Genomic DNA, 19,802 nt, shown 5'->3' on the forward strand with positions numbered 1-19,802 from the left:
GCTGAGCAGCTCTGCCGCCACACCAGTCAAATCAGTCAAACCAAGCGCTTGTGCTGCAACTGCGCCAGTACGCCAGCGCAGGCGTCTTCCACCAAATCCAATACCTGGTCAAAACCGCTAGCACCGCCGTAGTACGGGTCGGGCACGGCGTTGGCTTGCAGGCTTTGGCAATAGTCGGTGAGCATCTGCAGTTTGTGTTGGTGCTTGGCCGGGCAGCGCTCGCGCAGCAAGGCCATGTTTTGCGCGTCCATCGCCAAGATGAGATCGGCCTGGCCAAAATCGGCGGCGCAGACTTGGCGGGCCCGCAGATCCGACAAGTCATAGCCGCGCCGCAGCGCGTGTTGCTGCGAGCGGGGATCGGGTGCATCGCCCACGTGGTAGGCGTGCGTGCCGCAAGAGTCGACGCTGATGCGTGCCTGCAAACCCCGGCTTTGCACCAGCTCACGCATCACGCCGTGGGCCGTAGGGCTGCGGCAAATATTGCCCATGCAGACCATCAGAATCTGGAAACGCTTTTCCATGCCGCCGGCCTAAGCCAAAGCCTTGAGGCGGCCGGCCTGGATATCGGCCCGGATCAAGTCGTTGAGCCGCGTCTGCCAGCCTTTGCCTGTGGCCTTGAGGGCTTCGAGCACATCGGCATCCAGGCGGATGGTGGTGCTGATTTTGTGCTCTTCCTTGGTGCTGCCGGCGGGGCGGCCGCGTTTGCGGGCGGCAATTTGCTCGGGGGTGTGGATGGCGGCGTATTCGCCGTTAATGGCTTGGTCAACGCTGCGGAGCAGAGCGGCTTCAAAAGCCAAAATCTCCGGATCTTTAGTGTTGTTGGGCATCGAATTTCTCCTTGATGGCCTTGAGTACTTCGGGGCTGATGTTGTCGAACTTGGCTTTGGCGTAAACAATCAGCAGCACTACCTCGCCACGCAGATTGCGTGAGTAGAAGATGACACGGGCACCTCCGCGCTTGCCCATGCCAGCGCGACTCCAACGCACTTTGCGCAGCCCGCCTGAACCCGGAATCAGGTCGCCAGCATCGATGTGCACCGAGATCCAGTTGATGAATTCAGAGCACTCATCGTCGGACCAGACATCGGCTGACCAGGCGATGAATTCAGGGGTTTCTATGACGGTAAACATGATTTTAATGTATTAACAAAAAAATCTGTGACCGTGACCTCTCTCAATAGAAACAGCTTGCGTGGACATGCACTGACCAACGGCGGAGCAGCCGCTGCGCAGCTATACGGATACGTCTGCGCGTCAGGCTTCTTCGTCCAAAAACTGCGCGCTCAAAGCCTGCGCAAACGCCTCGTTGCCGCTGATCGTCAGGCTCAGTTGCAGGGCGGCGCAGTGTGCGGCATCGGGGGCTTGCAAGCTGGCTGATGCGGCATCCCAGCGGGCGGCCAGTTCGTGGCCGGCGTCGCTTTGCAGTTGCAAATCCAAGTCCCAATGGCGGCCGCTGTCCAGCGGGCCGGGGCGACCAAATTCTGCCGTGCACCAACCCAGCACTTGCTCCACCTCGGCCTGCAATGCGGGCCAGCGCTCTGCCTGGGCGTAGGCCATGGCGTCGAAGCTGGTGTTGCCTTCGTCGTCGTCGCTGGTGTCAAAGTCTAGATAGTCGAGCATGTCGCGGGTGATCGCTGAGAGTCCAAGGATTTTATGCTATGTTTTCAGGAGTTATTGATAGCAGGAAAGCGCGGCAGAGCATGGCATTGCAGTGGATGGCAGTGAGATTTTCCTACCCCGGCGGCGGCACGGTTTTGCCCGCTTGGCAGTGGCAGGCGCAGCCTGGTTTGCTGCAGTTGGTCGATGCTTACAGCGTGGGCAAAACCACGGCTTTGCAGTTGCTGGCCGGGCGTTTGGCGGCAGCGGGCGGCAGCTTGCTGGTAGATGGACAAAGCCCGGCTCAGTTGCAGGCCGCGCACGAGCTGTTCTGGCACGAGCCACGCAAGCCCGAAACCATGCCGCCGGATACCATCACCCTGGCGCAATGGGCCGATAGTTTGCGCGCCCACTTTGCTAGTTGGGATGCAGCGCTGTTGGCCGAGCTGCAGCAAGGCCTGGGTTTGGCCGAGCATTGGCACAAACCGTTGTTGGCGTTGTCCACCGGCAGCTTGCGCAAAGCGGTGCTGGCCTTGGGTTTGGCGAGCGGCGCAAAACTGGTGTTGTTGGACGAGCCGCTATCCGGCCTGGACAAACCGGCGCTCGCTTATGTGCCCGTGGCCTTGCAGGCGGCGGCGCAGCGCTTTGCGCGAGAAGGGCGTTATCTGGTGCTGGCGCATTACGAGGCTTTGCTGCCAGCAGGAGCCGGCGTGCAAGCACTGGAACTGCCGAGTTAAGCGCTATTTCGGAAAACTTCAGGCTTTTTAGTGGGCTGGCATATGCCAGCTAAGAGCCTGTTGCTATCAATTTTGTAAAATTTCGTGGCAGCCCTCGGGGCATGGCCGCCCAGCCCGGCGAGCACAGAGATAATCCGGGCACGCATTTTTTGAAAGACTGTTGTGGACACCTTGTTGTTGATCAAAGCCGCCATCATGGGCGTGGTGGAAGGGCTGACCGAGTTTTTGCCGATCTCCTCCACCGGCCACCTGATTCTGGCTGGCGCCTTGCTCGGTTTTGACGACGCCAAGGCCAAGGTGTTCGATATCGCCATCCAGACTGGCGCCATCTTTGCCGTGATTCTGGTGTACTGGCAAAAGATTCGTTCCACCCTGGTCGCCTTGCCCAGCAGCCGCCAGGCGCAAAAATTTGCCTTGAACGTGTTCATCGGCTTTTTGCCCGCCGTGGTGCTGGGCCTGCTGTTTGGCAAGTTCATCAAGGCGCATTTGTTCACGCCGGTGGTGGTGGCCACCACCTTCATCTTGGGCGGCTTCATCATTTTGTGGGCCGAAAAGCGCCAGACCGGCCATGTGCGTGTGCATTCGGTAGACGATATGACGCCGCTCGACGCGCTCAAAGTGGGCCTGGTGCAGTGCCTGGCCATGGTGCCGGGCACCAGCCGCAGCGGCTCCACCATCATCGGTGGCATGCTGATGGGCCTGTCGCGCCAGGCGGCGACGGATTTCTCTTTCTTTCTGGCCATTCCGACGCTGATCGGCGCGGGCGTCTACAGTCTCTACAAAGAGCGCGCGCTGCTGTCCATGGCCGATATTCCGCTTTTCTCGGTGGGCCTGATCTTCTCGTTCATCAGCGCTTGGCTGTGCGTGCGCTGGCTGCTGCGCTATATCGCCAGCAACAGCTTTGTGCCGTTTGCCTGGTACCGCATCGTGTTCGGCATCATTGTGTTAGTGACGGCGTTCACTGGCGTGGTGACCTGGGCAGATAACTGATGCGCTAGCCCAGCCTCTCCATGCAGCCCGGCCTTGAGCCGGGCTTTTTTGTGCCCTGGTGGTGCAGGGTTGCGGCTGGTTGTCTGTTGAGAAGGGCGGTGACCCGGTGTCTGATACCGGTTTCTTCGGGTAAGTCTGGAGCTGTTGTCGTACCTCTTGCTTTTATGATTTCGCCATATTGTGAATCACTGTCTACATAGTGGATGTGCGGCGACAGGAAGCCGCACGAACAAGCAAAAGCAAAAGGAGACGACGGTATGAAGATGCAAAAGACGCGCCGCGGCGCAATTCAGCTGCTGGCAGCCAGCGCGGGTGCCATGGCCATGGGCCTGGGTGGAATGGCTGTGGCGGCAGATTTCCCGGCGCGCCAGATCGAGTTGATCGTGCCTTTCCAGCCTGGCGGCGGTACGGATGGTGTGGCGCGTGCGTTTGGTGAGGCGGCGCGCAAGCACATTCCGCAAAGCGTGGTGGTGATCAACAAGCCCGGTGCCAGCGGCGCCATCGGTTGGACGGACATGATCAACGCCAAGCCCGACGGCTACAAGCTGGCGGTGGTGACGGTGGAGCTGGTCACCTTGAAGCCCATGGGACTGGCCAAGTTCTCGTATGACGATGTCACGCCTATCATCCAGTTCAACGCCGACCAGGCGGCGATCACGGTGCGCGCTGATGCGCCTTGGAACACGATTGAAGAGTTCCTGGCCGCGTCGAAAAAAGAGCCGGGCAAGATGGGTGTCGGCAATGCCGGCAATGGCTCGATCTGGCACTTTGCCGCGACTGCGCTGGGCGAGAAGACCGGCATCAAGTTCAACCACATTCCTTTCCAGGGCGCAGGTCCGGCGGTGCTGGCGCTGATGGGCGGCCACGTGGATGCGGTGGCCGTGAGCCCGGCCGAGGTGGCGCAGCAACTGCAAGCCGGCAAGCTGAAGATGCTGACGGTGATGGCCGACCAGCGCCTGAAGAATTTCGACAAGGTGCCCACGCTCAAAGAAAAGGGCATTGACCTGAGCATTGGCACCTGGCGCGGCATTGCCGGCCCCAAGAACATGCCGCCCGAAGTGGTGAACTACCTCAAGACCTCGGCCAAGAAGACGATTGATGAGGCGAGCTTCCAAGAGGTGCTGAACAAGCAGAACCTGGGCTTTGTCTACCGCGATGGCGATGCTTTCCGCGAGGAGATGAAGAAGGACGCGACCTTCTTTGGCGAACTGGTCAAGAGCCTGGACATGAAGAACTGACGCCGCCCGCCCGCTGGCCCGGCGTTTGCCCGTGCCAGCGGCGGCGAGCCAGCTGCCCGGCCTGCTGGCGCTGCGGTATGCTAGGCGGTTCTGTTGGATCGAACCATGGCTGTTATCCCTTCTCTTGCCGAAAACAGCGTTGCTGGCACGGCAGCGTTTTCCAAATTCATGCGCGTGCTGCAGTTGGTGGCCGACAGCGCCGAGCCGCTGGGCATTGCCGACATGGCCAAGGCCACCGGCTTTCCGCGCCCCACCGTGCACCGCATTGTGGCGGCCTTGCAGGCCGAGCGCATGCTGGTGGAGGTGGGCAGCACCCGGGCCTGGACTTTGGGCCCGCGCCTGATCCAGTTGGCCAGCCGGAGCTGGAGCCGCTCGGGCCTGCGCATGGCGGCGCTTGATGCACTGCGCACGCTGCGCGACACCACGGGCGAGACCATCCACTTTGCCGTGCCTTCGGGCCTGAGCATGGTCTATATCGAAAAGCTGGAGAGCCCGAGCGCGGTGCAGATGTCCTCGCGCATTGGCACCAGCGTCAACCTGTATTCCACCGCGGTGGGCAAAGCCTATTTGGCCGCTTTGCCGCGCGAAGCCGCCAGCGATGCCATGGCGCAACTCAACTACGAACCGCTCACTGCGCACACCGTTACCAGTGCAGCCGTTTTGCTGCAGCAGGTAGACGCTGTGCGTGCCCAAGGCTGGTCTACCGACGCACAAGAAAACGAAGAAGGCATTTACTGCTTTGGCGGCGCCGTGCTGGGGCCGGACGGCGCGCCCGTTGCCGCCATCAGCGTCAGCACCTTGTTGTTCCGCCAGAAAGAAGACGTGCAAGCGGCCTACATCCAGCCCTTGCTGCAAGCCTGCAAAGCCATCGGCCAGCAATTGGCGCAGAACCCGAACCTGGTGCACAGCTGAAGCCGATAGCACCCAAGAAAAAGCCGCGTCGACCGCGGCTTTTTTGTGGAGCGAATAGCTGCGTTTACAGCATCACATTCGAGTCGGTGATTTTCTTTACAGGCTTGGCCTGGCTGTTGCTGGGTTGGATCGAGTCTGCCACGTTGCCATTGTCCCAGCGCGGGTCGTCGATGCTGTCAAAGGCCTGGCGCAGCTTGTCGCCCCAGGTGTTGCGCACCATGCGGAAGTAAGCGTTGTGCTCGTCAATGCAGGCAATGCTGTTGCATTGCAGCGCGTCGGTTTCGTACACTGCCAGGTCCAGCGGCAGGCCGACCGACAGGTTCGATTTGAGCGTGCTGTCCATGGAGACCAGAGCGCATTTGGCCGCTTCGTTCAGCGGCGTGTGCTGGGTCAGCACCCTGTCGAGCACCGGCTTGCCGTACTTGGCTTCACCGATCTGGAAGTAAGGCGTTTCGGTGGTGGCTTCGATAAAGTTGCCGGCTGAATACATCTGGAACAGGCGCGGCGCCTCGCCCGCGATCTGGCCGCCAAACACCATGCTGCAGTTGAAATCCACGCCCGAGCGTTCCAGCGCCTTGCCGTCGCGCTCGTAGATGTGGCGCACGGCAGCGCCGAGTACGCGCGTGGCGTCGAACATGCTTTTGGCGTTCCAGATGGTGATCGGCGGGCCGCCGTTTTCGTCTTCCAGGTGCTGGGTCTGCAAGATTTCGCGCACCGATTGCGAGATCGACAGATTGCCCGCCGACAGCAGCACCATGAAGCGCTCGCCGCGCTTTTCATACACCATCATTTTGCGGAAGGTGCTGATATGGTCCAGGCCGGCGTTGGTGCGCGAGTCCGAGAGGAACACCAGGCCGGCGTTCAGCTTGATGGCTACACAGTAGGTCATGACTTGTCTGCGAGTCGTTTGAGGGAGTAGAGAAGATCGAGCGCGTCGCGCGGCGTCAGGCTGTCAGGCTGCAGCTCGCGCAGCTTGGCTTCGACAGCGCTCGGGGTAGGAAGATCGGCTGCGACCGGTTCGGCGAACAGGTCTACCTGTGCTTCGTTGGCTTGTTGGCGCGATTCCAGCGCCGCCAGTGCGTGGCGCGCATGCGTGAGCACGGGCGCTGGCATGCCGGCCAGCTTGGCCACTTGCACGCCGTAGCTGCGGCTGGCCGGCCCGGGCTGGATCTCGTGCAGAAACACAATGTCGGCGCCCGCTTCGGTGGCGGCCACGTGCATGTTGATGGCGTGCTTGGCCTTGGCCGGCAGCTCGGTCAGTTCGAAGTAATGGGTGGCAAACAGCGTCAGCGCCTTGGTTTTGTCGTGCAGGTGCGTAGCAATGCCGCTAGCCAGCGCCAGGCCGTCGAAGGTGCTGGTGCCACGGCCGATCTCGTCCATCAGCACCAGGCTGTTGGGCGTGGCGCTGTGCAGAATTTGCGCGGCCTCGGTCATCTCCAGCATGAAGGTCGATTGCGCGTTGGCCAGGTCGTCGGCCGCGCCGATGCGGGTGTGGATGGCGTCGATCGGGCCGAGCAGGCAGCGTGTGGCCGGCACATAGCTGCCCATGCTGGCCAGCAGCGCGATCAGCGCCACCTGGCGCATATAGGTCGATTTACCGCCCATGTTCGGGCCGGTGATGATCTGCAGGCGCTGGTTGCTGGACAGGCGTGTGTTGTTGGCGATGAACGAGGCGTTGGATGTCTCGGCCAGGCGCGCTTCCACCACCGGGTGGCGGCCTGCGTCGATGTCGATGCAAGGCTCGGGCACGAACTGCGGCGCGCACCAGTTGAGCGTGAGCGAGCGCTCGGCCAGCGCGCACAGCGCGTCCAGCGAAGCGATGGCCTGCGCCACGCGGGTGAGCTGCGGCACATGGGGCTGCAACTGGTCCAGCACTTGCTCGTACAACAGCTTTTCGCGCTGCAGGGCGCGCTCTTGCGCCGACAAAGCCTTGTCTTCAAAGGTCTTGAGCTCGGGCGTGATAAAGCGCTCGGCGTTCTTCAAGGTCTGGCGGCGGCGGTAGTCGTCGGGCACCTTGTTGGCGTGGCTGCTCGTCACTTCAATATAGAAGCCGTGCACCTTGTTGAACTGCACGCGCAGGTTGCTGATGCCGGTGCGCGCCTTTTCGCGGGTTTCCAGATCGAGCAGGAAAGCGTCGCAATTGGTCTGGATGCCGCGCAGCTCGTCGAGCTCAGCATCAAAGCCGTTGGCGATGACGCCGCCGTCGCGCACCAGCGCGGCAGGCTCGGGTGCAATGGCTTTGAGCAGCAGTTCCATTGCCTCACGCGGCGGTTGCAAGGCCTCGAAAATCTGGTTCAGCAGCGGCGCTGGCGAAGCGCCGTTGAGCGCCAGCTGTTCGGCTTTTTGCAGCGTCAAACCCAGTGCCACCAGCTCACGCGGGCGTACCTGGCGCAAGGCAATGCGGGCGGTGATGCGTTCCACATCGGAGACGCCTTTGAGTTCGGTGCGCAGAATCTGCCACGGCGCAGCGGCGGCAGACGAGCTCTCGCCGCGCAGCACGCTAATGGCTTGCAGGCGGGCGCCGGCATCGCTGCGGTCGCGGCTGGGCTCCAGCAACCAGGCCTTGAGCAGGCGGCTGCCCATGCCGGTTTGGCAGGTATCGATGAGCGAGAACAGCGTGGGGCTGTCTTCGCCGCGCAAGGTTTTGACCAGCTCCAGGTTGCGGCGCGTGGTAGCAGGCAGGTTGATGAGCGCATCATCACGCACCACATGGATGCTGTGCACGTGCGGCAGCGCGCGGCCTTGCGTGTGCTCGGCGTAGGTCAGCAGCGCGCCAGCGGCAGCGTGTGCGGCGTACAGCTCTTCGGCGTTCCAGGCCTTGAGGCTGGCGGCACCCAATTGCTCGAGCAGCTTGCGCTCGCCCAGCTTCTCGTCAAACTGCCAGTCGGGGCGCAGCGTGAGCGGGCAGGTGATAACGCCGCCTCTGCGCATTTGGTAAAGCTCTTGCTCAAAGCGCTGCGTAGCGCCTGCGCTGTAGGCCACTTCGCTGGGGGCGATGCGGGCTATCCAGCTGCCCAGGTCTTCGTTCGTGCATTCGGCCAGAAAAATCTTGCCTTGGGTAACGCTCAGCCAGGCCAGACCGCAGCGCGCGCGCGGTGCCTGGTGCACCACCAGCAGCATGGCCTCGGCCTTGTCGCTCATCAGCTCGCTGTCGGTCACCGTGCCGGGCGTCACCACCCGCACCACTTTGCGCTCGACCGGGCCTTTGCTGGCGCCCACCTCGCCCACTTGCTCGCAAATCGCCACCGATTCGCCAAGCTTGATCAGGCGGCCCAGGTAGTTCTCCAGTGCGTGGAAGGGCACGCCCGCCATCGGAATCGGCTGGCCGGCCGATTGGCCACGCTGGGTGAGCGTGATGTCGAGCAGCTGCGCGGCCTTTTCGGCATCGCCAAAGAACAGCTCATAAAAGTCACCCATGCGGTAGAACAGCAGGGTGTGGGGGTAGTCAGCCTTGGCAGCCAGGTATTGCTGCATCATCGGCGTGTGCGCTGAAAAATCTCCCTTCTTGGAGGGCGTTGGATTTTTCTCGGTGTCTGAATCCATTGTCTGGAGCGTAGCGGCTAGAGGGTCTGCAAAATGCCCGCCACCGGCGCCGCTGCAGCGTGTTTGTTACAAACGCGCGGCGGCCGCCAGCCTGCGGGCCAAACGCGCATCTTACCGTAACAGGCTGCTGCTGCGGCCCAGCCGGGCAGGGGGCTTGTGGTAAGCGTGCACTCGCCAATGCTGCGTTGGAGGCTGGCGCCAATCTTCTCAAAAATAGCGCGAATCAGTACTGCAAATGCGATTTTCTTGCATTTGTAAAGCGCAGACAGTGCTGGGGAAAAGCTCGGTAAAGCCAGTGCTGGCACAGCGAAATGGGGTCATCATGGACAACATGCAAGGCGTTGCAGTCTTGTCAAACAGCCAAAAAAAGGAGCTTCCAATGACAACATGGATAAACCGAATCGCCGTTGCCGCCATCGCCGCTACTTTGGGCGCAGGCGCCGTTACCGCTCAGGCCCAGCCACAACCGCACGGCCACGCGCCCGAAGCGCGCCATGACAACCGCAACCAGCACCCCGGCCAGTTACACAATGCCCGTCCGGCCCCACACCGTGCCCCTGCGGTGGCCGCGCACCGAGGTGCTGGCCCTGACCACCGGTGGTACAAGGGCTCGCGCGTGCCGCCGCAATACCGGGGCCACAACTATGTGGTCAATGACTGGCGCGGCCACCGCTTGTCCGCACCGCCTCGCGGCTACCACTGGATTCAGAACGGCGGCGATTATTTGCTGGTCGCCATTGCCACGGGTGTGATCACGCAGATCATTTTGAGCAATTGATAATTGACATTTGGTGGTTGGCGGCCTGCTTTGAACAGACTGCCGCCCACAAGACAAAAATGCCCGCCGGCCAAGCCTGCGGGCATTTTCCTTGGAAGGGGAGCAGGCTTATTCGGCCTTGTCCCCTTCGACTTGGTCTTCGGCAGGCGCGGCGTCAGATTCAGCGGTATCGCTGTCCAGCGCCTGGCGCACGGCGGCCTTGTCGCCAGCGCCGGCGAACTTGCTGTACTTGGCCAGCACGGGCACCAGTTGGCCGTAGATGCGGGGCGTGGCGGCCAGAATTTCGCGCTGCTCCAGGAAATCGGCTTCGCCGGTGAAGTTGCCCACCAGGCCACCGGCCTCGGTCACCAGCAGCGAGCCGGCTGCCACATCCCAGATGCTCAGGCCGGTTTCGAAGAAGCCGTCGCTGAAGCCTGCGGCCACATAGGCCAGATCCAGCGCCGCAGCGCCAGGGCGGCGCACGCCGCTCGTGCGCTGCATCACATCGCCGAGCATGGCCATGTATTGCTTGAAGTTGTCGCCCGGGCGGAAGGGGAAGCCGGTGGTGATCAGCGTGTCGCGCAGCATGGTGCGCTTGGAGACGCGGATGCGGCGCTCATTGAGGAAGGCGCCACGGCCACGGGTGGCGGTGAACAGGTCGTTGCGCGTGGGGTCGTACACCACGGCTTGTTCCACACGGCCGTTCACGGCCAGCGCAATGCTGACGCAGTAGACGGGGAAGCCGTGGATGAAGTTGGTGGTGCCGTCCAGCGGATCGATGATCCAGATGTGGTCGGAGTTGCGGTTGCCGTACTCGTTGCCCGATTCTTCGGCCAGGATGCCGTGGCCGGGGTAGGCGGTGAGCAGGGTTTCGATGATGGCTTGCTCGGCCTGCTGGTCCACTTCGGTCACAAAGTCGTTCACCTGTTTGGTCGACACCCGCACCGCTTCCACGTCAAGCGCGGCACGGTTGATGATGGCGCCTGCGGCGCGAGCGGCCTTGATGGCCATGTTGAGCATGGGGTGCAGGGAGGAGGACGACATAAATTGTGAAGGCGTTGGGTGGGCAGCAATAGCGCTGCGGGACGCTGGGTCAAGAGCAATAGGGGTGCGCCAGCGGCGATGCGCCAGCGACAATAGGGGCCAAATTGTACCTGCGCGCCAAAAATCGCGCAGGGCAGTCCTGAATTTGAATGCTTTCCCTATGAAAACCCGTTTTGTCCTGATCGAAACCAGCCATGCTGGCAATGTGGGTGCTGCTGCCCGCGCCATCAAAACCATGGGTTTTGACGAGCTGGTGCTGGTGCGCCCGCGCTGGCCGAATGTGCTGCGCAAGGAAGAAACCATCCAACGTGCCAGCGGCGCCCTCGATGTGCTGGCCAATTGCCGCATCGTCGAGACGGTGGACGAAGCCCTCGATGGCATGAGCCACCTGTGCGCCACCGCCATGACGCCACGCGATTTTGGCCCGCCCGCCCGCCCGCCGCGTGAGCACTTCGCCTTGTTGTTGAGTGGCGCTTTGCGGCCGGGAAATGCAGCTGGTGATGCGGTGCCTGCTGCTACAGACGCATCGCCGGTGCTGGACCGCAGTGGTGAAACCGGCGTGGCGTTTTTGTTTGGCTGCGAGCGCTATGGCATGGCCAATGAAGATGTTTACCGCTGCAACGTGGCGCTGTCGATCCCGACGAATCCCAACTTTGGCTCGCTCAACCTGGCTTCGGCCGTGCAGGTGGTGGCTTATGACTGGCGCCAGGCGCTGGGCGGTTATGCCGTGCACGATGCGGCCGTGCACGGCGAGCGGGCCGATGCCCAGCAGGTGGCCGGCATGCTGCAGCACTGGCAGCAGGCGTTGACCGAAGTGGGTTTTCTGGACCCGGATGCGCCCAAAAAGTTGATGCCGCGCCTGAACCAGCTCTTCAACCGCGCACAATTGACCCAGGAAGAAATCCACATACTTCGTGGTGTTGCCAAGGCCATGCTGCGGACGGCCGAGGCCGCAAGCCGCTAGACTTCTTACTTTCTCTTATATCGACAGATTCCACGTTTCCATGCTTGACCGCCTGCGCTCCGATATTCAGTGCATCCTGGACCGCGACCCTGCGGCCCGCAGCCGCTGGGAGGTCATCACCTGTTATCCGGGCCTGCACGCCATCTGGCTGCAACGCCCTGCGCACTGGTGCTGGAACCATGGGCTCAAGTGGCTGGGCCGCTTTATCTCGCACATGGGCCGCTGGCTCACCGGCATCGAGATCCACCCCGGCGCGGTCATCGGCAAGCGCGTCTTCATCGACCACGGCATGGGCGTGGTGATCGGCGAGACGGCGGTGGTGGGCGATGGCTGCACCATCTACCACGGCGTCACCCTGGGTGGCACCACGCTCTACAAGGGCAGCAAGCGCCACCCCACTTTGGGCAAAAACGTGGTGGTGGCCGCTGGTGCCAAGGTGCTGGGCGGGTTTGAAGTGGGCGACGGCGCCAAGATCGGCAGCAACGCTGTGGTCATCAAGCCCGTGCCTGCGGGTGCCACGGCAGTGGGCATTCCGGCGCGCATCATCCCTTCCAAAGAAGGTGCCAGCGCCGATGTGACTGAAGAGCCCGCAGAGAAAAAGTTCACCGCTTACGGCGTCACGCAAGAGGACGATCCGCTCTCCAAAGCCATGCGCGGCATCATCGATAACGCCGCCGGGCACGAGCAGCAAATCACCATGCTCTGGGCAGCGATCGAGAAGCTGTCCGTGCAAAGCCAGGTGGGCGATTGCGTGCCCTGCGACGCCCAACGCGAGGCCGAGTTCGAGGCCAAGAAGCTGAGCGATCTGGTGGGCAAGTAAGCGCCGGATTGCTTGCGGTCTGCAGTGCTGCATTTGGCGCTTGCCTGTGTTAAGCGCAATCCCGATTCTGTATAAATGATTGCCTGCCGCTTTGTTGCGTGTGGGCGACATTGCTTTGGGCTGCGAACTTTTTAACTTTCGCTGTCTACAGGTGTACACAGACGAAGTGACGATGGCGGTGTTGCAGCACCGGGTGGTAGAGATGATTCAAGGTTAGTATGTTTTTATTGCGTTTGGCCTTGGATCACTTTTCATCTATCCCAGCCCATGTACTTGCTCGACATCCATGATCTTTCTGCTGCGCAAATTCGGGCCATCTGGGCCTTGGTACAAAAACCGCGTGCCAAGGTAGCAGGGCGTGTAGCCTGGTCTTTTGAAGGTGACGGTGTTCGCACGCGAACCGGTTTTCTCCAGGCCGTTGAGCAGCTGGGACTGGCCGGTGTTGAGCTGCCCAATTTATTGAAAACAGCAGAGCGTGCGCGCGATCTGGCGGGCTATCTGGATTCTTTTTACTCGGCGTATGTGGTGCGGGAGTCCAACCACGAACGCCTGCGTGAGTTTGCAGAAGCCTCCAGTCGCCCTGTGATCAATGCCATGTCGAGCCAGGCGCACCCCTGCGAAGTGCTTGCCGATGCGTATTTCATCGACTCTGAGATCGGCCCGATCGAGCAGGTCAAGATCGCGCTGTGGGGGCCGCCCACCAATGTGCTGCAGTCCTGGCACCAACTGGCCGGTGTGATGGGCATTGAGCTGTTGCATTTTTGCGGGCCGGAATTTCACGTCCGCAAACCCGGTGTGCGCTTTCTCAGCTCGGTATCCGAGGCCGTAGATATCGTCGTGACGGATAGCTGGCCGGTAGGTTTCAGCGACGAGGCCTGGTCGCTGACAGCCGAGCACCTTGCGCAGTTGGGGCAGCCCGAGCTTATGCCGACACCGCCGTTTCATATCGGGAGAGAGGTTGGTTTTGATCCGGTCAACTATGAAGGCTTTGTGGGCTACGCGCAAAAACATGGGCTGCTGGACGTGCAGCGTGCTTTGTTGACTTACATGCTGACTGTTGTGCGTTGACGCGCGGCAGGAATGCCTTATTGGCCGTGCATCAACGGCTGCAACACCCCATGCTCACCCGCACAATCGCCAAAGTTTTCGCTCAGCCATTCGGCCTGGTAATAGGTGGGCAGATAGCGCTCACCGGAGTCGCACAGCAAGGTCAGCAGTGAGCCGGTTTCACCGCGCTGGCGCATGGCGTCGGCCAGGCGCAGCATGGCGACCATGTTGGTGCCGGTGGATGGGCCCACCTTGCGGCCGAGCACATGGTTGAGCAACTGCATGGCGGCAACGGATTCGCGGTTGCTGACAACTTCCATGTGGTCGACTACGCCGCGCACAAAGCTGGGCTCCACGCGCGGGCGGCCAATGCCTTCGATGCGCGAGCCGGGGGCGCTCAGGTTCGGGTTGCCGCTTTTCCAATAGTCGTAGAACACGCTGCCTTCGGGGTCGGCCACGCAGACCTGGCTGTCGTAGCGCATGTAGCGCACAAAGCGGCCAATGGTGGCACTGGTGCCGCCGGTGCCGGCGCCCACCACGATCCAGCGCGGGACAGGGTGCCGTTCCATGCCCATTTGCTGGAACATGCTTTGCGCGATGTTATTGTTGCCGCGCCAGTCGGTGGCTCGCTCGGCGTAGGTGAACTGGTCCATGTAGTGGCCGTTGCAGGCTGCGGCCAGCTCACGCGCGGCGTCGTAGACCTCGCCAGCGCTGTTCACAAAGTGGCAGCGGCCACCCAGAAATTCGATCTGCGCAATTTTCTCGGGCGATGTGGAATGCGGCATCACCGCCACAAACGGCAGGCCCAACAAGCGGGCGAAATAGGCTTCGCTCACCGCCGTCGATCCGCTTGATGCCTCAACAATCGTCGTGCCCTGGTTGACCCAGCCATTGCACAGCGCGTACAAAAACAGCGAGCGTGCCAGGCGGTGTTTGAGGCTGCCTGTGGGGTGGGTGGATTCGTCCTTCAGGTACAGATCAATGCCTGCGTCGGTGTAGCAGGGCAGGTTCAGCGGGATCAGGTGCGTGTCGGCGCTGCGCTGGTAATCGGCCTCGATTTTGGCGATGGCCTGGTCGCGCCAGCAATGCGGGCGGTTGGTGGGCGGGGACAGTGGACGCATGGATAAGCAATCAGTCAGCAAACAATGCACGCTAGCGTAGCCGAGATTGGACTCGCAGACGAATTGCCCACATTGGGGTTTGCCAAGGCTCAGGCGCCAGTTGCAATCGTCATGGCACGCAGTAAATCAGCCACTGGCACTGCGCCGGTGACCGGTACGCGCTGATTGAAAACCATGTGCGGTACGCCGCCTGCGGGTTGCAAGCTGCTGCGTTGGGGCGTTGTTTCCCATTGCGCCGGGTCGTCGCTAAGGCCAGCGGCCTGGGCCAGCGCCTGCAGTTCAGTCACAGAGCCAATGTTGCGCCCTTGCTGGAAGTAGGCGCTGAAAACAGATTCGACAAAGCCAATTATGGCTTCGGTGCCGAGCTGGGTTTGGGCGTGGTTCACCAAGGCACAAACCAGGCGGGTGTTGGGAAAGACTTGTATGGCCGCATGGTTCAAGCTCAGGCCGGCAGCTTGTGCAGCGGCGCGTACCTGCGCACGGCGTGCCTCTACAGCTGCCGCCCCGCCCAGTCTCGCTTCGTAAAAAGCCTGGTAGGGAACCCCTTCTTCAGGAATATGGGGCAACAAAGGGCTGGCGTGCCAGGCGATGGCGGTGGAAAGCTGCGGTGATTGGGCTTGCAATGCTTCGCGTGCGGCCAGCAGGTTGCGCAGCCCGATCCAGCACCAGGGGCAGATCAGATCGAGCGCGAAATCAACATGCAACTCTGCGACGGCGTGTGGGGGAGAAAGGCTCATCGCCCGCATTGTTGCAGCAAGGGGTGCGAGCCACTGTCTCGCAGCGGCCTGTGGCTATTGTTTGTGCTCGGCTTAGCGAGTGCCCGAATCTCTGCTTTGCGCCCGTTGCAGCAGCATTTGCAGCTTGGCCAGCAGAGCCTCGTCTTCGGCGTAGAAGATTTCCGGGCAGGGCGTGTTGGGGTTGATGGCGTTCACCAGCAACTGGCCCAGACGCCAGTCGGGGTAACGTTGCCAGATTTGGCGAAGGGTGTCGAGCATGGGCTCGATTCTTTCGGGGTCGCGCATGCGGTGCTCCAGACAAACAAACGGGTTGGTTTGCGCCCAGCGTAGCGAAACCCGGGCCGCAATGCCAGCCCGTGTTGCGTGGTTACCGCAGCAATGGTTGCCGGGCTGGTGTGGCTACTGTGGCAATACCGCGTGCTCAGTCAGCAGCTTGCGCAAGCCAAATTGGCATCATGGTCAGGCCAGTGCTATTGCCAGCCGCCAGTGGGTGCTGCTGTCGTTTTTCCAGAACTGGTTAACGAAGCAGGCCTGTCAACATTGCGATGGCAAGAATGGCCAACCCGATGGCAAACAAGAGCAGCTGCCGAAAGGGAATTCCTCCGCCATGTTCGTCATTGCCTCTGATCAGTGACTTCCATCGTCGATGTCGCGGCAATTCGGAGTTTGTTCGGCGATAGTGAAATATGGTCCAGCCAAGGCCTGCGCCAATTCCCCAGTACAGCCACCAATAGTTCTGTATGTGTTGCAGCAGAGAGCCCTTTTCTGTAGATGCTTAATGACTCTGGTCGCCGTCTTGGGCTTCAGGCGGCCATTGGTGAAAGATGTAGCATGCGCCACTTTGCAATGCCTCATCAAACCATTGCAGCCATTCGTCATCGTCCAAGTAGTTGTCTCGCGGCGCAATGAAAGGTCCGTCTTCCAGAGAAACGACTTCCCATCCCTGCTCTTTGAAGTTTTCCAGAGCTAACTTCTGCGCTTTTTCCGGCGAGCTGGCCTGGATAAAGCAATTGGCGATGGCGCCACCTGCCAGGTAAAAGAGTGCGCTTGTGGGCGCGGGTCGGATTTCGTATTGGATGAAATACAAGGGCGTACGAGTAAGGGTTGCGGTAGGACCGAAAGCCCAATATAGCGTAAGCGTTTTGCTCAGGCGCGCTGTGTTATCAACTCCTGCGTGGCCATGTGGAGCCACTGCTGCAAGGCATCTGGCGCATCGCAAGCGATGGCGCGGCGTTGCGGCATGCTGCGCAGCCAGGTGATCTGGCGTTTGGCCAGTTGGCGCGTGGCGGCGATACCGCGTTCGCGCATGTCGGCCCAAAGTGCGGCGGGCACATCGGCCTGGCTGTGCACGGCAATGCCTTGGGCGGCGCAGCTGTCCAGCATTTCCCACATCTGGCGGTAGCCCACGCAGCGCATCGAGGGCAGGTTCAGGTGCAAATCGCCGCGAACGCGCAATTGCAGCACCTCGGCCAGAAAGTTTTGCGCCAGCATCTGGTCGTAGCGCAAGGCAATGCGCTGGTGCAGCCAGGCGCGGTCGTCCGGCTCCAGGCTGAAAAGCTGAAAGGCCGGCGCCAGTTGCAGCAGCGGCGAAGGGCGTTTTTCTTGGGCGTGGAAGTGCGAAAGCGGCTGGCCAGTGACGCGCCACACTTCCAGTGCGCGCTGCACACGTTGGCTGTCGCCGGGCGCCAGGCGCGCAGCGGTCACTGGGTCTATCTGTGCCAGCAGTGCGTGCATGTGCGGCCAGCCGTGTTCGGCGGCCTCGGCGTCGAGCTGGGCGCGCACGGCGGCATCGGCGGCGGGCATGTCGTCAATGCCGTCCATCAAGGCTTTGAAGTAGAGCATGGTGCCGCCCACCAGAAGGCTGATGGCGCCACGCGCGTGGATTTGCTCGATCAGCGCCAGCGCGTCGCGCACAAACTCGGCGGCGCTGTACGAGTCCAGCGGGTCGCGAATATCGAGCAGGTGGTGCGCAATGCCGGCTTGTTCTTGCACGCTGGGTTTGGCCGAGCCGATGTCCATGCCGCGGTAGATGAGGGCAGAGTCGACGCTGATGATCTCAACCGGCCGCACACCCGCCAATTGCTGGGCCAGCGCAATGGCGGCGCCGGTTTTGCCGGAAGCGGTGGGGCCGGCCAGGCCCAGGCACAAAGGGGTGGTTGCAGCGGATGGCACGGTGAAAAAACGGTCGCCAGCGAGCAGGGCGCAAGCGCGCAGCGGCTGCTGGAGTCAGTGAGTGATGGGGAAAGGCCGCCAGTGTAGAGCCAAAGCGATGGCAAGGCGGCGGGCTGGAGTTTGCCTGCCAGCCCGCAGCAACTCAAGGCCGGTAGGCCGCCAGATAGATGGGCTGGCGCGCGTGGCGGCGTGCGTCTTCTTCGCTGGCGGGCTCGTTCGGGCTTACGCATACCACCAGCAGCATGCCGGGCAGGTTCAGGTCGTCATACAGCGCGCGGCGCAATTGCGTGCGCCCGTCTTCGTTGAGCGTGGGCGCTTGCACCAGCAGCAGGTGGATGCGTAGCTCAGGCATCGACGATTCGTACTTGCTCAGCAGCCAGGCCTGGCTGATCACTTTGTACAGCGCCAGCTCGCCACGCAGTTCTTCCAGCTCGAACTCGCTGAGGTCGTGCATGCGCACATGCTGGAACACCGGCGCCTCTTGCAGGGCTTGCAAAAAACTTTGCTGTTCTTGCTCGGCTTGTTTGGCGCGCTCGCGCCACAGGCGCATGGCCGCAGCGTCATAGCTGCTTTGCTTGGCCTGTGCCTCCAGCAGCTGAATCATTTGCGCGCTGGCAAACGGGCGGTAGCTGGGAGCAGTTTGCCACAGGGTTTCCAGGCATTTTTGCGTCAGCGCTGCTTCGTTGAGCGAGAGCAGGCTTACCAGGCCAGCCAGTGCGCGCGGGTACTGCGGGTTGGCTGCCAGCACTTGTTCGTAGAGGTGGCGCACGGGCGCTTGGGGCGCGATTCGGCGCTCGATCAGAGCCAGTTCACAGGTGTCTGCCGCCTTGTTGTACGCGGCGTTGGCGCGCAGGCGCTGGGCATGCGCTTGCCAGCGCGACATGCGGGCGTGGTGTTGCTTCCAGGTGCTGGCGTTGGCCTTGCACCAGAGCGCATCGAAATGCTGCATCCACTGCTCGGCCTTGGGGCCCAGCAGGCTGACTGCGCCCTTGGTCGACCAGCTGGGCAGGCCCGGGCGCTCGCCGGTGATGGCTTCCACGCGGTCGCGCAAGGCGGGGTGGGTGTCGCTCACATCGCTGATCACGGCCAGCGAGCGGCGCAGCGCATCTTGCGCAAACCCGGGCTCGGGCTGCAGGCGCAGCAGCGCTTGCATGCTGCGGAACGGGCCTTGCGGCAAAGGGTGCGCGGCGGCGCTGCGCCAGTGCAGGCCCCAAAAATCTTCGGCCAGCCAGATCGCTTTGATCTCCACCTCGGTCAGCGTGGCGGCGGCTACCTCGGCGCCCAGCAGCTGCGCGGCGATGCGGTCGGCCTCGTATTCGTCCTGGCGCGCCATGGCGAAGGACTTGGCGGCAAAGCGCGGAAAATACCAGTTCAGAAACGAGCGCGTGGCCATGCCCATGGCGCCTGTGTCTTCGCGCGTGTGTTCGTAGAGTTTGATCCAGGCGCGGCGCGAGCGGTAGACCCAGGCGCTGAGGCGGTTGTGGTTCTCGCGCAGGTGGCCGTATTCGTGGGCCAGCACGGCCATGATGCGCACTTTGTCCAGCGCCATCAGCAGCGGCAGGCCGATCATCAGGTGGTTGGTGGCGCCGCCCAGCATGCCAAAGCGCGGGCGCTGCCGAATAGCGGCGTTGAACTCGTCTTGCAGGTAGACGGCGTGGATGGGCGGGCCCTTGACCTTGCGGCGAATGCGCTCCAAGGCCTTGAACAGCTCGGGCGCCTCGGCCTCGGTGATCGGAATACCATCGGGCTCTGGCTCCGGGCCGCTCCACAGCGCCTTGAGGCTGGCCCATAGCAGCCCCAGCCCAAACAGCAGCATCCAGACATAGACGGGGCGAAACTTGCCTTGCACCGCCAGCAGCACCACAAAGGCGGTTGTGCCCAGGCCCAGCACCAAGCAGCCCACCACCCACAGGTAGCCCAGGATCGCAAAGCGGATGACGCTGCGCCGGTAAGCGGCGCTGTTGCTGGCGCTTTCTATTTCGCTCTCGCGCACCAGATGGATGAAGTCTGCCTGCTCCATGGCCCCCTCGTTGTTGTGTCTGCCCATGCAAAAAGCCCCCAACGCCGGAGGGCACTGGGGGCTATTGTGCGGGCAGCAGCGCGCAAGCGCTGTCGCCGCTTCAA

The 19,802-nt window shown here is 62.0% G+C and carries 22 protein-coding genes; 9 read left to right on the forward strand and 13 right to left on the reverse strand.

The genetic code is table 11. The features are described from left to right. Window positions 1-35 precede the first annotated feature (35 nt). The 4 genes from ACFIQF_RS13640 to ACFIQF_RS13655 all read right to left on the reverse strand — a co-directional run bounded on the left by ACFIQF_RS13640 (window position 36) and on the right by ACFIQF_RS13655 (window position 1,620). Window positions 36-521 carry a low molecular weight protein-tyrosine-phosphatase gene (locus ACFIQF_RS13640; protein ID WP_393943625.1) on the reverse strand — a complete coding sequence of 162 codons (486 nt, stop codon included), beginning with the start codon at window positions 519-521 and terminating at the stop codon, window positions 36-38. Window positions 522-530: 9 nt separating this feature from the next. Next, a complete protein-coding gene (locus ACFIQF_RS13645) occupies window positions 531-827 on the reverse strand; it encodes a BrnA antitoxin family protein (RefSeq protein WP_393943627.1) in 297 nt (98 codons plus the stop codon). Further along, window positions 811-1,131 carry a transcriptional regulator gene (locus ACFIQF_RS13650; protein ID WP_393943629.1) on the reverse strand — a complete coding sequence of 107 codons (321 nt, stop codon included), beginning with the start codon at window positions 1,129-1,131 and terminating at the stop codon, window positions 811-813. Before ACFIQF_RS13650 ends, ACFIQF_RS13645 begins: the two co-directional genes overlap by 17 nt. 123 nt (window positions 1,132-1,254) lie before the next feature. Beyond that, window positions 1,255-1,620, reverse strand: coding sequence for a hypothetical protein (locus ACFIQF_RS13655; protein ID WP_393943631.1), 366 nt, complete (start codon window positions 1,618-1,620; stop codon window positions 1,255-1,257). Between the two features lie 95 nt (window positions 1,621-1,715). Between ACFIQF_RS13655 and ACFIQF_RS13660 the strand changes: the two genes are divergently transcribed. The 4 genes from ACFIQF_RS13660 to ACFIQF_RS13675 all read left to right on the forward strand — a co-directional run bounded on the left by ACFIQF_RS13660 (window position 1,716) and on the right by ACFIQF_RS13675 (window position 5,473). Further along, window positions 1,716-2,333 (forward strand): ABC transporter ATP-binding protein, encoded by a 618-nt coding sequence (locus ACFIQF_RS13660; RefSeq protein WP_393943633.1) that lies wholly within the window; start codon window positions 1,716-1,718, stop codon window positions 2,331-2,333. Window positions 2,334-2,495: 162 nt separating this feature from the next. Next, a complete protein-coding gene (locus ACFIQF_RS13665) occupies window positions 2,496-3,323 on the forward strand; it encodes an undecaprenyl-diphosphate phosphatase (protein ID WP_393943635.1) in 828 nt (275 codons plus the stop codon). 257 nt (window positions 3,324-3,580) lie between these two features. Then, the gene (locus tag ACFIQF_RS13670) at window positions 3,581-4,561 is read left to right on the forward strand and encodes a tripartite tricarboxylate transporter substrate binding protein (protein ID WP_393943637.1); all 981 of its coding nucleotides are present in this window, start codon (window positions 3,581-3,583) and stop codon (window positions 4,559-4,561) included. Window positions 4,562-4,666: 105 nt separating this feature from the next. Next, window positions 4,667-5,473 (forward strand): IclR family transcriptional regulator, encoded by an 807-nt coding sequence (locus ACFIQF_RS13675; RefSeq protein WP_393943639.1) that lies wholly within the window; start codon window positions 4,667-4,669, stop codon window positions 5,471-5,473. 64 nt (window positions 5,474-5,537) lie between these two features. On the opposite strand, the gene ACFIQF_RS13680 is transcribed toward ACFIQF_RS13675, so the two are convergent. Continuing rightward, window positions 5,538-6,362, reverse strand: a complete 825-nt coding sequence (locus tag ACFIQF_RS13680; RefSeq protein WP_393943641.1) for a proteasome-type protease — start codon at window positions 6,360-6,362, stop codon at window positions 5,538-5,540. Continuing rightward, entirely contained in the window at window positions 6,359-9,016 is a 2,658-nt protein-coding gene (gene mutS, locus ACFIQF_RS13685) for a DNA mismatch repair protein MutS (protein WP_393943643.1), read from the reverse strand. The genes ACFIQF_RS13680 and mutS overlap by 4 nt, the downstream gene beginning before the upstream one ends. 379 nt (window positions 9,017-9,395) lie before the next feature. Here mutS and ACFIQF_RS13690 point away from each other — a divergent pair, with 379 nt between their 5' ends. Continuing rightward, the gene (locus ACFIQF_RS13690) at window positions 9,396-9,794 is read left to right on the forward strand and encodes an RcnB family protein (protein ID WP_393943645.1); all 399 of its coding nucleotides are present in this window, start codon (window positions 9,396-9,398) and stop codon (window positions 9,792-9,794) included. A gap of 108 nt (window positions 9,795-9,902) precedes the next feature. On the opposite strand, the gene ACFIQF_RS13695 is transcribed toward ACFIQF_RS13690, so the two are convergent. After that, window positions 9,903-10,817, reverse strand: coding sequence for an inositol monophosphatase family protein (locus ACFIQF_RS13695; RefSeq protein WP_393943647.1), 915 nt, complete (start codon window positions 10,815-10,817; stop codon window positions 9,903-9,905). 160 nt (window positions 10,818-10,977) lie between these two features. Between ACFIQF_RS13695 and ACFIQF_RS13700 the strand changes: the two genes are divergently transcribed. From ACFIQF_RS13700 to ACFIQF_RS13710, 3 genes are all read left to right on the forward strand, one after another. After that, window positions 10,978-11,781 (forward strand): RNA methyltransferase, encoded by an 804-nt coding sequence (locus tag ACFIQF_RS13700; protein ID WP_393943649.1) that lies wholly within the window; start codon window positions 10,978-10,980, stop codon window positions 11,779-11,781. A 40-nt stretch (window positions 11,782-11,821) separates the two neighbouring features. Next, on the forward strand, window positions 11,822-12,601 hold the full coding sequence (cysE, locus tag ACFIQF_RS13705) for a serine O-acetyltransferase (RefSeq protein WP_393943651.1): 780 nt from the start codon (window positions 11,822-11,824) through the stop codon (window positions 12,599-12,601). A 267-nt stretch (window positions 12,602-12,868) separates the two neighbouring features. Beyond that, entirely contained in the window at window positions 12,869-13,669 is an 801-nt protein-coding gene (locus ACFIQF_RS13710; protein ID WP_393943652.1) for an ornithine carbamoyltransferase, read from the forward strand. A gap of 17 nt (window positions 13,670-13,686) precedes the next feature. Here ACFIQF_RS13710 and ACFIQF_RS13715 read toward each other — a convergent pair whose 3' ends face one another. The 3 genes from ACFIQF_RS13715 to ACFIQF_RS13725 all read right to left on the reverse strand — a co-directional run bounded on the left by ACFIQF_RS13715 (window position 13,687) and on the right by ACFIQF_RS13725 (window position 15,791). Then, window positions 13,687-14,769: a PLP-dependent cysteine synthase family protein gene (locus ACFIQF_RS13715; protein WP_393943654.1), complete on the reverse strand. Its 1,083-nt coding sequence runs from the start codon at window positions 14,767-14,769 to the stop codon at window positions 13,687-13,689. 89 nt (window positions 14,770-14,858) lie between these two features. Continuing rightward, window positions 14,859-15,506, reverse strand: coding sequence for a DsbA family oxidoreductase (locus tag ACFIQF_RS13720; RefSeq protein WP_393943656.1), 648 nt, complete (start codon window positions 15,504-15,506; stop codon window positions 14,859-14,861). 72 nt (window positions 15,507-15,578) lie between these two features. Further along, on the reverse strand, window positions 15,579-15,791 hold the full coding sequence (locus ACFIQF_RS13725; protein ID WP_393943658.1) for a hypothetical protein: 213 nt from the start codon (window positions 15,789-15,791) through the stop codon (window positions 15,579-15,581). A gap of 61 nt (window positions 15,792-15,852) precedes the next feature. On the opposite strand from ACFIQF_RS13725, the gene ACFIQF_RS13730 reads away from it, so the two are divergent. Continuing rightward, complete coding sequence (locus tag ACFIQF_RS13730) at window positions 15,853-16,140, forward strand: hypothetical protein (RefSeq protein ID WP_393943660.1); 288 nt, start codon at window positions 15,853-15,855, stop codon at window positions 16,138-16,140. Window positions 16,141-16,281: 141 nt separating this feature from the next. Here ACFIQF_RS13730 and ACFIQF_RS13735 read toward each other — a convergent pair whose 3' ends face one another. The 3 genes from ACFIQF_RS13735 to ACFIQF_RS13745 all read right to left on the reverse strand — a co-directional run bounded on the left by ACFIQF_RS13735 (window position 16,282) and on the right by ACFIQF_RS13745 (window position 19,725). Next, the gene (locus ACFIQF_RS13735; protein ID WP_393943662.1) at window positions 16,282-16,593 is read right to left on the reverse strand and encodes a hypothetical protein; all 312 of its coding nucleotides are present in this window, start codon (window positions 16,591-16,593) and stop codon (window positions 16,282-16,284) included. 59 nt (window positions 16,594-16,652) lie between these two features. Next, window positions 16,653-17,678 (reverse strand): tRNA (adenosine(37)-N6)-dimethylallyltransferase MiaA, encoded by a 1,026-nt coding sequence (miaA, locus tag ACFIQF_RS13740; RefSeq protein ID WP_393943664.1) that lies wholly within the window; start codon window positions 17,676-17,678, stop codon window positions 16,653-16,655. 142 nt (window positions 17,679-17,820) lie between these two features. Further along, window positions 17,821-19,725, reverse strand: coding sequence for a M48 family metallopeptidase (locus tag ACFIQF_RS13745; protein WP_393943666.1), 1,905 nt, complete (start codon window positions 19,723-19,725; stop codon window positions 17,821-17,823). Window positions 19,726-19,802 lie beyond the last annotated feature (77 nt).

It is taken from the genome of Comamonas trifloxystrobinivorans (assembly GCF_043359985.1).
Taxonomy (GTDB): domain Bacteria; phylum Pseudomonadota; class Gammaproteobacteria; order Burkholderiales; family Burkholderiaceae_C; genus Comamonas; species Comamonas trifloxystrobinivorans.